The sequence below is a fragment of the Candidatus Hepatincolaceae symbiont of Strigamia maritima genome, from assembly GCF_055505085.1.
Genome location: NZ_DBKDTU010000045.1, coordinates 1 through 13,036, shown reverse-complemented (window position 1 = coordinate 13,036; position 13,036 = coordinate 1). Strand labels below are relative to the sequence as shown.

13 protein-coding genes are annotated in these 13,036 nt (G+C 30.9%); all 13 read right to left on the bottom strand.

Going from position 1 to position 13,036, the window contains the following annotated elements; genetic code table 11:
* Position 1: 1 nt before the first annotated feature.
* On the bottom strand, positions 2 to 1,510 hold the full coding sequence (locus ACQCX0_RS01080) for a complex I subunit 4 family protein (protein WP_462562263.1): 1,509 nt from the start codon (positions 1,508 to 1,510) through the stop codon (positions 2 to 4).
* 7 nt (positions 1,511 to 1,517) lie between these two features.
* The gene (gene nuoL, locus ACQCX0_RS01075; RefSeq protein ID WP_462562261.1) at positions 1,518 to 3,470 is read right to left on the bottom strand and encodes an NADH-quinone oxidoreductase subunit L; all 1,953 of its coding nucleotides are present in this window, start codon (positions 3,468 to 3,470) and stop codon (positions 1,518 to 1,520) included.
* 8 nt (positions 3,471 to 3,478) lie between these two features.
* A complete protein-coding gene (gene nuoK, locus ACQCX0_RS01070) occupies positions 3,479 to 3,787 on the bottom strand; it encodes an NADH-quinone oxidoreductase subunit NuoK (protein ID WP_462562260.1) in 309 nt (102 codons plus the stop codon).
* 74 nt (positions 3,788 to 3,861) lie between these two features.
* Positions 3,862 to 4,461 (bottom strand): NADH-quinone oxidoreductase subunit J, encoded by a 600-nt coding sequence (locus ACQCX0_RS01065; protein ID WP_462562258.1) that lies wholly within the window; start codon positions 4,459 to 4,461, stop codon positions 3,862 to 3,864.
* A gap of 51 nt (positions 4,462 to 4,512) precedes the next feature.
* Positions 4,513 to 5,007 carry an NADH-quinone oxidoreductase subunit NuoI gene (gene nuoI / locus ACQCX0_RS01060; RefSeq protein ID WP_462562257.1) on the bottom strand — a complete coding sequence of 165 codons (495 nt, stop codon included), beginning with the start codon at positions 5,005 to 5,007 and terminating at the stop codon, positions 4,513 to 4,515.
* A 14-nt stretch (positions 5,008 to 5,021) separates the two neighbouring features.
* Positions 5,022 to 6,071: an NADH-quinone oxidoreductase subunit NuoH gene (gene nuoH / locus ACQCX0_RS01055; RefSeq protein WP_462562256.1), complete on the bottom strand. Its 1,050-nt coding sequence runs from the start codon at positions 6,069 to 6,071 to the stop codon at positions 5,022 to 5,024.
* Positions 6,064 to 8,130, bottom strand: coding sequence for an NADH-quinone oxidoreductase subunit NuoG (gene nuoG, locus ACQCX0_RS01050; protein WP_462562255.1), 2,067 nt, complete (start codon positions 8,128 to 8,130; stop codon positions 6,064 to 6,066). Before nuoG ends, nuoH begins: the two co-directional genes overlap by 8 nt.
* Positions 8,131 to 8,156: 26 nt before the next feature.
* Complete coding sequence (nuoF, locus tag ACQCX0_RS01045; protein WP_462562254.1) at positions 8,157 to 9,440, bottom strand: NADH-quinone oxidoreductase subunit NuoF; 1,284 nt, start codon at positions 9,438 to 9,440, stop codon at positions 8,157 to 8,159.
* A 40-nt stretch (positions 9,441 to 9,480) separates the two neighbouring features.
* A complete protein-coding gene (locus ACQCX0_RS01040; RefSeq protein WP_462562253.1) occupies positions 9,481 to 9,981 on the bottom strand; it encodes a complex I 24 kDa subunit family protein in 501 nt (166 codons plus the stop codon).
* The gene (locus ACQCX0_RS01035) at positions 9,978 to 11,162 is read right to left on the bottom strand and encodes an NADH-quinone oxidoreductase subunit D (protein WP_462562251.1); all 1,185 of its coding nucleotides are present in this window, start codon (positions 11,160 to 11,162) and stop codon (positions 9,978 to 9,980) included. The genes ACQCX0_RS01040 and ACQCX0_RS01035 overlap by 4 nt, the downstream gene beginning before the upstream one ends.
* Before the next feature lie 125 nt (positions 11,163 to 11,287).
* On the bottom strand, positions 11,288 to 11,932 hold the full coding sequence (locus ACQCX0_RS01030) for an NADH-quinone oxidoreductase subunit C (protein WP_462562250.1): 645 nt from the start codon (positions 11,930 to 11,932) through the stop codon (positions 11,288 to 11,290).
* Between the two features lie 38 nt (positions 11,933 to 11,970).
* Positions 11,971 to 12,513, bottom strand: a complete 543-nt coding sequence (locus ACQCX0_RS01025; RefSeq protein WP_462562249.1) for a NuoB/complex I 20 kDa subunit family protein — start codon at positions 12,511 to 12,513, stop codon at positions 11,971 to 11,973.
* Complete coding sequence (gene ndhC / locus ACQCX0_RS01020) at positions 12,483 to 12,869, bottom strand: NADH-quinone oxidoreductase subunit A (RefSeq protein WP_462562247.1); 387 nt, start codon at positions 12,867 to 12,869, stop codon at positions 12,483 to 12,485. The genes ACQCX0_RS01025 and ndhC overlap by 31 nt, the downstream gene beginning before the upstream one ends.
* Positions 12,870 to 13,036: the final 167 nt, after the last annotated feature.

Genomic DNA, 13,036 nt, shown 5'->3' with positions numbered 1-13,036 from the left:
CTTATTTAATTTTTAAAATAGTTTCTTGGATTAATATCCCGGCTTTAAATTTATCTAAAATATTATTTACCGAGGTATGCAGTAGATCTAAAAATATATCTGGATAAATCCCCATAAACAATAACAATACTGCTATTGTAGCCAATGCCGTTCCTTCTTTAAAATTCACATCTTTAATTTCTTTACATAAAGCTGCCAAATTACCGAAAATAACTTTATTATAGACAGTGAACATGGCAATAGCACTTATTATCATGGTAAAACTAAATAATCCTGCAAATACTCTATTAGTATAAAACAAACCACTTAGCAACAAAAATTCTCCTACAAAAGCACCTGTAGAGGGAAATCCTATACTGGCTAAAGAAAAAATCATAAAAAAGAACGATAACACAGGAGTTACCTTTACTAAACCTGTTATTTTCGCTTTTTCTAAATTAGATTTTTGTACTCTATTAGAAATAATTAACACACTTAGAAATAGTCCTGTATTAAATAAAGCATGGCTCATAGATTGATAAATTGCCCCTTCTAATCCCTGAACAGTTAAAGAAAATACACCCACACAAATAAGCCCCATGTGAGAAATAGAAAAATAAGCAATAAATTTATTAATATTCTGTTGTGTAAAAGCAATTATTCCGCAATAAATCACATTAATTAAGGTAAGAATATAGACTAAATAAATATAATCTAAACTAGCAACAGGAAACATCGGAAGCATAAATCTTATAAATCCATACATCCCAAACTTTACCAAAATTCCTGAGAGTATAATATTGAGGGGAATTGGAGCATTAACATAGGTATCAGGCAACCAAGTATGAAAAGGAAAAATAGCAGACTTAATAGCAAAACTGATAAACATTGCAATCCATAGCATGTTTTGTAATTCCGGAGAGAAAGCAAATAAAGATAATCTCTCAATAGAAGAGGTTCCTGTGGTAACTATCATCACTAAAATAGCAATTAACATGAATACAGAGCCGGCAAAAGTATATAAAAAAAACTTAAAAGAAATAAAAAATTTATCTTTTCCTCCCCAAATCCCAATAATAATAAAAACCGGAATAATAGATATTTCAAAAAAGATATAAAATAGAATTATATTTAAAGACAAAAACATCCCGATAGTACTAGTTTGTAATATCAAAAAAACACAATAATATATTTTACCCTTTTGCTTTATATCACTAAATAATAAAGCTATGATATTTAAAAAAGAAGTTATCAGAATAAATAATAAAGTAATCCCATCTAACCCTAAATGATAGGATAAGTCTATGGGTTGGTACAATATTATTTTCTCAACAAATTGAAATCCCTCCGTTACTCTTTTAAAATTAAAAGCTAAATAAATTACTAAAATAAAGTTAACGCTTGATGCAAGAACACTAATATATTTAGAATTTGTTGCAATCGTTTCCTCTTCTCCTTTAATAGTTAAAATAATTAATACCCCAATTAAAGGAACAACTATTAATAAAGATAAAATATATAGGGCTTCCATGTTGTTTTTAAGTCCTTATTATAAACCAAGTAAGAATTAAACACATACTTATTATCATTACAAAGATATAGTGATATAAATATCCTGTTTGCAATTTAGAGATAATTCTGGAGCCTCTATAAAAAATTCCAGCAACTAGATTAGGTCCTAAATTATCTATTATTTTTTCATCTACTATTTTATAAAAAAACTTACTAAGGTAAGTATAGGGTTTTACAAAAATTTTATCATAGAATTCATCAAAAAACCATTTGTTATAAAAAAAGTTATATAATCCTGGAAACATTTTATTTAGTCTTTTAGGTAGAGTTTTATCACTAACATACATTATATAAGCAAAGAATATCCCTAAACCCGTACAAATTAAAGGGAGACTTCTAATAAAAGAATTGTGAACTATTTCAAAACCCAAAGCATTCAAAACAATAGTATCTCTCCAAAAAATATGCCTAGATTTCCCTACTAAATCATCATAGAAAAAATTACCGAAAATTATAGAAAATATTGCTAATATTATTAATGGTACAATAAAGTATCTGTTGGGTTCATGAATTTTTTTAGCAACAACTGCATCTGTATTAGATGTACCGTGAAATACTAAAATTAATAATCTAAAACTATAAAAAGCCGTTAGAAATACTGTTCCTACACTAAGCATATAAGCAATTTGAGCATAAATATTTTTATCTGCTAAATTATACGCTCCTTCAATAATAAAATCTTTAGAGTAATAACCGGAAAACGGCGGTAACCCTGCTAAGGTTATCGCTCCTATTAGGGTTATTATATAGGTAAAAGGAAGACGCTTCCATAGCCCTCCCATTTTTCTGATATCTTGTTCTCCTGATAAAGCGTGAATCACTGCACCGGCGGCTAAAAACAATAAAGCCTTAAAAAAAGCATGACTAAACAAATGGAACATGGCACCACTATATAAAGAAACCCCTATTCCTAAGAACATATATCCCAGTTGAGACATTGTAGAATAAGCAATTATTTTCTTAATATCATTTTGCACTGTAGCAATAGTAGCAGCCACAAATAAAGTAAGTGCTCCAACTATAATAATAATATTCAATAAAACTGGGGATTCTGTATAAAGAGGAGATAGTTTTACAACTAAAAAAATACCTGCTGTTACCATAGTAGCAGCATGAATTAATGCTGAAACAGGGGTTGGACCTTCCATAGCATCAGATAACCATGTATGCATTAATAACTGTGCAGATTTAGTACATGCAGCTATAAGAAACAATAAACAAATTAAACTAATCACACTAAAATTATATCCCATAATACTAAAAGTTACATCAGTAAAGGAGCTAGCCTGACCAAAGATATTATCAAAACTTACGGTTCTAAATAAAATGAAAGTTGTTAAAATCCCTAATATAAAAGCTGCATCTCCTATTCTGTTAATTACAAAAGCTTTAAGAGCTGCATTAGTAGCACTGCTTTTCTCGTACCAAAAACCAATTAATAAATATGAGCAAAAACTTACTAATTCCCATCCTAAAAACATTTGTACTAGATTATTTGAAGTTACTAAAAATAACATACTAAAAGTAAATAAACTTAAATAAGCCTGAAATCTTCTAATGCTTACATCTCCTTCCATATACCCACGGGAATAAATATGTACTAATAAAGAAATTAATGTTACTAATAAATACATAGAAACTGAAAGGACATCAAAATTAAAACTCCAATCAATATATAAATTACCCGAAGTTAAGAAATGGAAAATATCTATAACCTTAGCACTATCATTTTTTATTACCTCTTGAAACATGAAAAGACCGATACAGAAAGAAATTATAATAGAGCTAGTAGTAATTACCCAAGCTAGAGTATCTATTCTATAATATGATTTTTTAGAAACATCCCTTTTGATAAAAGCTAGTAGTCCTGCTAAGAAGCTAGCTATAAGAGGAATAAATACTCCTAAAACATATGACATACTATCTTTTATCCTTTCATTATATTAATGTCATCAATCCAAATTGATGACTTATTTTTAAAATACACAACCATTATAGACAACCCTATAGCTATCTCAGTAGCTAACACAGTTAAAATAAATAATACAAATAATTGACCCGTATAATCTCCTAAAAAAGCCGAAAAAGCTACCAAATTAATATTTACTGCTAATAAAATTAATTCTAAGGACATCAATAAGAAAATGATACTTTTTCTATGTACTAGAATCCCTACAACCCCTACAATAAATAAGATTGCGGCTACTGTTAAATAATGTATAAGTGTAATTTCCATAACCTAAATTTTCTCCTCTTTTATCAATACAGTATCATTTTATTGATAAATATTATATTAGTATCAAGCATTCCTTAAATTCCTTCCTCCCTATCAACTGAAATAATTCGCACTGATGCTGAGCCGTTTCTTTCATTTTGTTCTTTTATATTTTGTTTTTTATTCTCAAATGACCTAACATAAGTTAAAACTACAGCTCCTATCATACCAACTGTTAGAATTAATCCACAAACAATAAAAATATAAGCATATTTAGTATATATTAAATAACCTAAACCATGTGCATTAGTTAAATTTAAATTTACTTCATTATCCAGAATAGGACTGCTTGAGATTAATCCAGAATTAAATACTAACACAATTTCTACAATTAAAATAATACCGATAAGAGCACCTAGAACAAATATTTTTGAGAAAGGTTTTCTTTGTTCTGATACTTTAATATCTAACATCATAACTACAAATAAAAATAATACCGCTATAGCCCCGACATATACAATTATTAACACCATTGCTACATATTCAGCTTTTAACATAACAAATAATACAGCAGCATTAAAAAAGGTTAAAATCATATATAATACGGAGTGTACTGGGTTTTTAGCTATAATTACTGCAAAAGCCGAGAAAATCAAAAGCGTTGCTACTATATAAAATAAGAGACTAATTAACATCTTTTATTTACTTTCATTAAAAATTTAATTGAATTTATCATATACTACAAATTAACGATATGGGGCATCTATCCTCAAGCGTTCCTGTAAATAGCTCTCCCACCTATCACCGTTATCTAAAAGTTTTTCTTTATTATAATAAAGCTCTTCCTTAGTAACCGTAGCATTTTCTACATTAGGTCCCAATACAACAGCATCCACAGGACATGCTTCTTCACATAACCCACAAAAAATACATCTGCTTAGGTCTAAATCATACTTAGTAGTTCTTCTACTCCCATCGGGTTTCTCTTCAGCCTCTATGGTAATAACTTGTGCCGGACAAATTACTTCACATAACTTACAAGCAATACATCGTTCCTCACCGCTCTCATAACGTCTAAGCGCATGTTCTCCCTTAAACCTGGGACCAATAGGTGCTTTTTCATAGGGATAATTATAAGTAACCTTAGATTTAAAGAACATATATTTAGTGGTAAGCCATAACCCTTTAAAAATATCAAAAAGTAAAAAAGATTTTAAGAATTTCAGTATTGACTGTAACATTGATTGTATCCTTGTTATATATGTACTTTTGGCAAAGAGCCAAAGAATTGCAAATAAGTAGAAACTAAAATTACTGCTAATAATGATATTGGTAGAAATACCTTCCAACCTAAACGCATTAGTTGATCGTATCTATATCTGGGCAAAGTACTTTTTAATTGTATCACAATCACTAATAAAATTAAAACCTTTAGTGCAAACCAAATAAAACCCGGTATTATTTTTAGAAATTCAAGATTAAATGGAACTAACCATCCTCCTAAAAATAACAATGTAGTAAAAGAAGAAACTAAAATCATATTGGCATATTCACCTAAATAAAATAAAGCAAAAGCAAATCCTGAGTACTCCACATGATAACCGCTTACCAGTTCTGCCTCTGATTCCGGCAAATCAAAAGGATGTCTGTTAGTTTCAGCCACCCCTACAATAAAAAATAAAATAAATAACGGTAATAATTTAAAAACAAACCAACCATTTTGTTGTGCCATTACAATATCCGTTAAATTAAAAGAACCTACATTTAAAACCACACTTACTACAATTAATCCCATAGAGAGTTCATAAGAAATCATTTGTGAGGAAGAACGAATTGCTCCTAAAAAAGCATATTGTGAATTAGAAGCCCATCCGGCAATAATAATACCATACACTCCTAAAGAAGACATTGCTAATAAATAAAGCACCCCTACATTAATATTAACAAATACCATATTAATATCTATAGGAATTACCGACCAAGCTGAAATAGCCACTACAAAAGTAATAATAGGTGCTAATAAAAAAAGTATTTTACTAGCATTAGTAGGAATAATAGTTTCTTTTAATAATAATTTTAAACCATCTGCTAAGGGTTGTAATAAGCCCAAAGGTCCTACTACATTAGGACCTTTACGCAAATGAATAGCTCCGTGTACTCTTCTTTCAATCCAGGTTAAATAAGCTACACAAAATACTAATACTAAAATTGCTATTACTATTTTTATTAATAAAAATAAAGTAGGCCAAATATATATATCTAAAAAAGGATTATGTGGTAGTATTTGATACAAAAACTCAAACATTCACTTGTTTCTCCTCTTGTATCTTTCTAGGATTAATAACTTTTGAACATTCAGCCATAGTCGCAGAATTTCTACTTATGATATCAGTTAAATAATAATCTTTTATACTATTTACTAAGCTTCTGTGATTAATTTTACCCTGTGTTCCGAATTCTAAGAATTCATTATGCACAACATTATCAAGCATATTAAAAATAGGATTAATTGCAATCATTCTTTCTCTAACCTGCTTGAGTGTATTATAAGGTAAAGTTTTATTTATACATTCTGAAAAAGCCCTGATAATTTTCCAATCTTCCTTAGCTTCTCCTAATAAATGTACTGCTTTATTAGACCTTTGTACACGTCCTTCGGTATTTACATAGGTTGCATCTTTTTCTAACCATAACCCTCCCGGTAAAATCACATTAGCAACAGCTGCTCCTTTATCACCATGATGCCCTTGATATACTACAAAAGTATTTTCTAATTTTCTAGTATTAATTTCATCTGCTCCTAATAGCCATACAAATTTTATATCATTTGCCTCGGTTTGTGACAGAATATCATGAACAGAGAAGTTTTTATCCTTTGGCACAAACCCAATATCTAAACCTCCTACATTAGAAGCCTTGGTATGCAATACATTAAACCCGTTAAAATCTTTTGTAACTACACCGTATTTAATACTTAATTCTCTAAGTTTATATAATAAAACCTCTGCATCAGAATTATTAAACAGTTCTCTACCTATTATAATCATAGGTTTTTTAGCTTGTTTTAGAATTTTTGTAAAATGATGTTTTCCATCAAGAAGTTCTTGAATAATTAATGTTGAATCCCCTAAATACTGATATTGATAATTAAGCGCTGATTGTTTACCAATCAATGCTATAGGAAAATTACCTTGTAGGTATCTTTTACGAATTCTAGCGTTAATAATCGGTGCCTCAATCCTAGGATTACTATTTATAATTAAGCATGTATCACTTTCTTCGATACCGCTAATTGTTGTATTAAAGATATAACTAGCACGAACTTTGTTATCAATTAAAGCCCCATCCTGCCTACTATCTATAATTTCAGAATCCAAAGAATTAATTAAATCTTTTAGGGCAACCATTGCCTCTACATCAGCAAAATCTCCGGCAATTGCAGCAATATCTCTACCGCTTAAGGGAATTAGAACTTTTTTAATCTCTAAAAAAGCCTCATCCCATGTTACTTCAACAAATTTATTATCATGCTTAACAAGGGGTTTATCTAGTCTTTGTACCCTAAGAGCATCACAAATGTATCTAGATTTATCAGCCAACCATTCTTCATTAATATCTTCATTTACCCTTGGTAATATTCTAACTACTGATAAGCCTATACTATCAGCTCTAACATTACTACCTACGGCATCCATTACATCAATAGTATCAGTATGTGTTAATTCCCAAGGACGCCCTTTAAAAGCATAAGTGTGATGAGTTAATGCTCCAACTGGGCAAATATCTGCTAAATTACCCGATAATTCAGAGGTCAAACAACTATCCACATATGTTGCTATTTCCATATGCTCACCTCTACTAATGCCCCCAAGTTCATAGGTTCCAGCTATGTCATCTGCAAATCTAATACATCTAGTACAATGAATACATCTGGTCATAACAGTTTTAATAAGCGGTCCGAAATTTTTTTCCGGCACAGCTCTTTTTTCTTCTTTATAAACACTTTTGTATAAACCATACTTCATAGTTTGGTCCTGTAAATCACATTCCCCGCCTTGGTCACAAATAGGGCAGTCAAGGGGATGATTAATTAATATAAACTCTAAAATACCCTGCCTTACTTTATCTACATTCTGACTATCAGTAATAATTTGCATACCCTCGCTTACCTCTTGAGTACAAGAAGGAATAGGTTTTTTGGAACCTACCATTTCCACTAAACACATTCTGCAATTACCGGCAATATTGAGTTTTTCATGATAACAAAAACGTGGGATCTCAACTCCTATATTATCACAAACCTGCATAACTGTTAAACCTTTATCTACGTTATATGCTTTGCCATTAATTTTAATATTAGGCATCTTATTTTATCCTTACTATGAACAACTTATGCTTGTTTTAATTCTATATTCTTTTTATATTCACTAATTCTTTTTATTAATTCAGGTTTATAATGTCTTAACATACCCTTAATTACAAAACTGGCAGCATCTCCTAATCCGCAAATCACATTTCCCTCAATATTACCCACGATATGTTCCAAGGTATCTATTTCTGATAAATCTGCACTGCCTACGATAAATCTCTGCATCATTTTTGCCACCCAACCAGTACCTTCCCGACAAGGAGTACACTGACCACAGCTCTCATGCATATAAAAAGTTGATAAAATAGAAATAATTTTAATAAGATCTACAGATCTATCAAAAACCATGATTGCTCCAGATCCGCAAGCACTCCCTACGGCTTTTAAAGAATCAAAATCCATATTTAATTTATCACAATAGGTTTTTGGTAAAATCGGTGTAGAGGCTCCCCCGGGAATTACTGCCTGTAAATTCTCCCAACCACCAATTACCCCTTCAGCATGTACCTCTATGATCTTTCTTAAGGAAACTCCCATTTCTTCTTCTACAATGCAGGGCTTATTTACACTACCAGAAATACATAACACTCTGGTACCGCTTGAATTCGGTACTCCTAAGGAAGAATACCAAGCTGCACCTCTTTTTAAAATAGCTGGTACCGTGGCAATACTTTCCACATTATTTACAACCGTTGGCTTACCGTATAACCCTATATTAGCAGGAAAAGGTGGTTTCATTCTAGGTTGCCCTTTTTTACCTTCTAAACTTTCAATTAGAGCACTTTCTTCTCCGCAAATATAAGCCCCTGCCCCTAAATGGATATAAACATCTAAGTCGTATAAATCACAAGCCTTTTTTCCTAAAAGTTTAGCTTTATATGCCTCATCTATTGCTTGTTGTAGAATTTGTGCTTCTTTATAATATTCACCACGTACATACACATAACAAACCTTAGCATTAATGGCATATGAGGCAATAAGAATACCCTCTAAGAGTTTAAAGGATTCATATTTAAAAAGTTCCCTATCTTTACAAGTACCTGGCTCTCCTTCATCACCGTTAATTACTAAATACTTCTCTTGATGATTATTAGGATTAATAAATGACCACTTCATACCTGTAGAAAAAGAAGCACCACCCCTACCTTTTAACCCTGATTTCTTCATTTCATCAACAATATAAGCAGAACCTTTTTGAAGTATCTCTTTTGTGTTGATAAAATCCCCTAATTTTTGTGCATCACTTAAGTTAATAGCCAGTTGCTTATTTAAATTATTAAAAATTCTATCACTATCTTTAAGCAATTTAATTACACCTATCATTTTGCATTAATTAACCTATTATTTACCTTGACTTACTTTTTAGATTAGTAATAATATCCTGAATATTATCTTTAGTTAAGTCTTCAAAATATTCATCATTTATTTGCATCATAGGAGCATTACAACAAGCCCCTAAGCATTCAACTTTAGTAATTGAAAAAAGACCATCCCTAGAAATTTCTCCACCAACTTTAGTTCCTGTTTCTACTTCTAAAAAATTTAAAATATTATAAGCACCCCTTACGAAACACATAACATTACAACACAATTGAATATGATATTTCCCCACCGGCTTTAAATTATACATTGTATAAAAAGATGCAACCTCATAAACCTTAATTTCCGGAATTTCTAAGAAATTAGCTACATAACTAAGACATTCCCGCGATAAATAACCCTTATTCTGTTTTTGTGCCAAAGTTAAAAACGGCATTAGGGCACTTTGTTTTCTCTCAGAGGGATATTTAGCTAGGAGTTTTCTTGCTTCCTTAAGATTGTTACCATTAAATTTAAACTTAATCATCTGTCTACCTCGCCAAACACTATATCTAAACTACCTAATGTTGCCGGTAAATCTGCTAACTGATAACCAATCATAATATGTTTAATTGCTTGTAGATGTGCAAAACCGTTTGCCCTTAATTTTACTTTGTAAGGCTTATTAGTACCATCTGATACTATATATACACCGAATTCACCCCCTGGTGTTTCCACTGCAACATAGACTTCTCCCTTAGGAGTTGAAAAACCTTCTGAGAATAATTTAAAATGATGAATTAATGCTTCCATTGATTCTTTCATTTCAGCTCTAGGAGGAACACTAATTTTATAATCATCAGACTTGTAAGGACCAATTGGCATTTGTGCTAGTACTTGTTTAACTATTTTTATACTCTGATAAATTTCTTTTACTCTTACTAAGTAACGCTCATAGCTATCACCATGACTGCCCACTATAATATCAAAATCTAATTTATCATATATTGCATAGGGTTGGGATTTCCTTAAATCCCAAGGGATACCCGAGGCTCTTAAGTTAGGTCCTGAAAATCCGAAATCAATTGCTTCTTCTTTTGATACAATACCTATATCTACGGTTCTTTGTTTAAAAATACGATTCTCAGTAATTAAACTTTCAATATCAGTTAAAACCTTAGAAAAATTATCCAGCCATAACATAATTTTTTCAGGTAATTCTATTGGTATATCACGATACACACCACCGGGACGAATATAATTTAAGTGCATTCTAGCTCCTGAGGCTGCTTCAAAAAATTCCATGATCTTTTCCCTCTCTTCATAACCCCAAACCATCGGAGTCATAGCTCCTACATCCATTGCTACTGCTCCTACGGAAAAGAGATGTTTAGAAATCCGACTTAACTCATCAAATAATACTCTAATATATTGTGCCCTAATAGGAACTTCACATTGCAATAGTTTCTCAACAGCCAATACAAAACCATGTTCATAATTAACTGGAGCAACATAATCTAACCTATCCATAAAGGGAATATTTTGTAAATAGGTTTTATACTCCATTAGTTTTTCTGTACCGCGATGCAACTGTCCGATATGCGGTTCTGAGCGTTTAATTACCTCACCATCTAATTCTAAAACCATTCTTAAAACCCCATGAGCTGAGGGATGTTGCGGACCAAAATTAACTATAGTATTCTTTATCGGAGTTTTATTATCTGCCATTTACTTCTCTATTAATAAATTTACTTTTTATCATTTATTTTTAAGGTATTTAATTCCTATTAAAGATTGTTATATATATTTTAAACTACAATCACACAACTTATAATAATCAACATATTATAAAGTTATTCTTCTTTATCTTCATTTTGCAAAATATTTCTTGCTCTTGCAATATCTTTACCCTGCCACGGATTTACATAGTCAAAATCTCTATAAGCCTGCATTAATTCTACAGGTTGATAAACTACCTGTTGTTTTTCTTCATCATACTTTAGCTCTACAAAACCTGTAAGAGGAAAATCTTTTCGTAAAGGATATCCATCAAACCCAAAATCCGTTAATATCCTCCTTAAATCCGGATGATTTGTAAAGTAAATACCATACATATCCCAAACTTCTCGCTCTAACCAATCAGCATTACTATAATAATATGTTACAGACTCAACAGGGATTAATGCACTAGTGGTTACTTTTATTCTAACTCTTAGGTTATACACTAAACTTAAAAAATGATATACCACTTCAAATCTTTCTGTTCTTTCAGGAAAATCTACTGCTGTAATATCCATTAATTGTTTAAATAAGCACTTTGTATCATCTCTTAAAAAAACCATCATGTCAAGCAAAGCTTCTTTTTTAATCAGTAGAGTTAGTTCTTCTTGAATAAGAGTAGTAGAAATTATAGAGTTCTTAAAAGTAGCATTTAAATGTTTTGCTACTGCCTTTAGTGTTTCTATTTTAGCATCACTTGCTATATAATATGATTTCATTTATAATTAACTTATTTTAGTATTTAATTTTCTAACTATTATCTCCAAAATGTTCCGGTACGAGAAATTTTTTTCTGTAATTGTAGAAGACCATACAACAAAGCCTCTGCCGTAGGAGGACACCCAGGCACATAAATATCAACCGGTGTTATTCTATCACAACCTCTAACTACGGAATAAGAATAATGGTAGTAGCCACCGCTATTAGCACATGATCCCATAGAAATTACGTATCTCGGCTCTGCCATTTGATCATACACTCGTCTGTAAGCCGCAGCCATTTTATTAGTTAGGGTGCCGGCTACTATAATAATATCAGATTGTCTCGGACTTGGACGTGGCATTGAGCCAAATCTATCAAGGTCGTAACGTGAGGTATAAGCATGCATCATTTCAATAGCACAACAAGCTAAACCAAAAGTCATAGGCCATAAAGAATTTGACCTTATTTTATTTACTAAGGCATCTATTTGTGTAACAATAAAACCTCTTTGAGGATTATCATTAAGATTCTCCTTAATAAAGCTGTCTTGATTTGTTAAATTTATATTTAATCCCATTCTAGTACACCCTTTTTCCATTCATACATAAAACCAATAATAACTATACTTAGAAATAACATCATAACTAAATAACCAAACATACCCACAGATCCTAAAACTACAGCCCAAGGCATTAAAAAAGCTACCTCAACATCAAAAATTACAAATAAAATCGCTACTAAATAAAATCTAATATCAAAGGTTTTTCTAGCATCACTAAACGATACCATTCCGCATTCATAAGGAGAAAGTTTATTTTTATCAGGTTTTTGAGGAACTATTAAATAAGAAGTAATTAGTGCAACACTAGTTATACCTAATGCTACTAAAGCAAATAACAATACTGGTAAGTATTCATATAAATAGTTGATATATTCACTATTATTTACATCCATATCGTTATAACTTCCATTAGAATTACACTTAAATTATAGCATCTTTTTATAATTTTACACAAGTATTTTCAAGCATAGTAACCTATTCTTCATAAAGTTCAACTTAGAAATAATTTTTTATTGTTTAATTATTCTTTTAATAAATTACTACTTAAATTATATTATTA

Bases quoted from the DNA above. Each gene is read 5' to 3' on its own strand.
- ACQCX0_RS01080 (WP_462562263.1), bottom strand. From the start codon at position 1,510: ATGGAAGCCCTATATATTTTATCTTTATTAATAGTTGTTCCTTTAATT.
- nuoL (WP_462562261.1), bottom strand. From the start codon at position 3,470: ATGTCATATGTTTTAGGAGTATTTATTCCTCTTATAGCTAGCTTCTTA.
- nuoK (WP_462562260.1), bottom strand. From the start codon at position 3,787: ATGGAAATTACACTTATACATTATTTAACAGTAGCCGCAATCTTATTT.
- ACQCX0_RS01065 (WP_462562258.1), bottom strand. From the start codon at position 4,461: ATGTTAATTAGTCTCTTATTTTATATAGTAGCAACGCTTTTGATTTTC.
- nuoI (WP_462562257.1), bottom strand. From the start codon at position 5,007: ATGTTACAGTCAATACTGAAATTCTTAAAATCTTTTTTACTTTTTGAT.
- nuoH (WP_462562256.1), bottom strand. From the start codon at position 6,071: ATGTTTGAGTTTTTGTATCAAATACTACCACATAATCCTTTTTTAGAT.
- nuoG (WP_462562255.1), bottom strand. From the start codon at position 8,130: ATGCCTAATATTAAAATTAATGGCAAAGCATATAACGTAGATAAAGGT.
- ACQCX0_RS01040 (WP_462562253.1), bottom strand. From the start codon at position 9,981: ATGATTAAGTTTAAATTTAATGGTAACAATCTTAAGGAAGCAAGAAAA.
- ACQCX0_RS01035 (WP_462562251.1), bottom strand. From the start codon at position 11,162: ATGGCAGATAATAAAACTCCGATAAAGAATACTATAGTTAATTTTGGT.
- ACQCX0_RS01030 (WP_462562250.1), bottom strand. From the start codon at position 11,932: ATGAAATCATATTATATAGCAAGTGATGCTAAAATAGAAACACTAAAG.
- ACQCX0_RS01025 (WP_462562249.1), bottom strand. From the start codon at position 12,513: ATGGAAAAAGGGTGTACTAGAATGGGATTAAATATAAATTTAACAAAT.
- ndhC (WP_462562247.1), bottom strand. From the start codon at position 12,869: ATGGATGTAAATAATAGTGAATATATCAACTATTTATATGAATACTTA.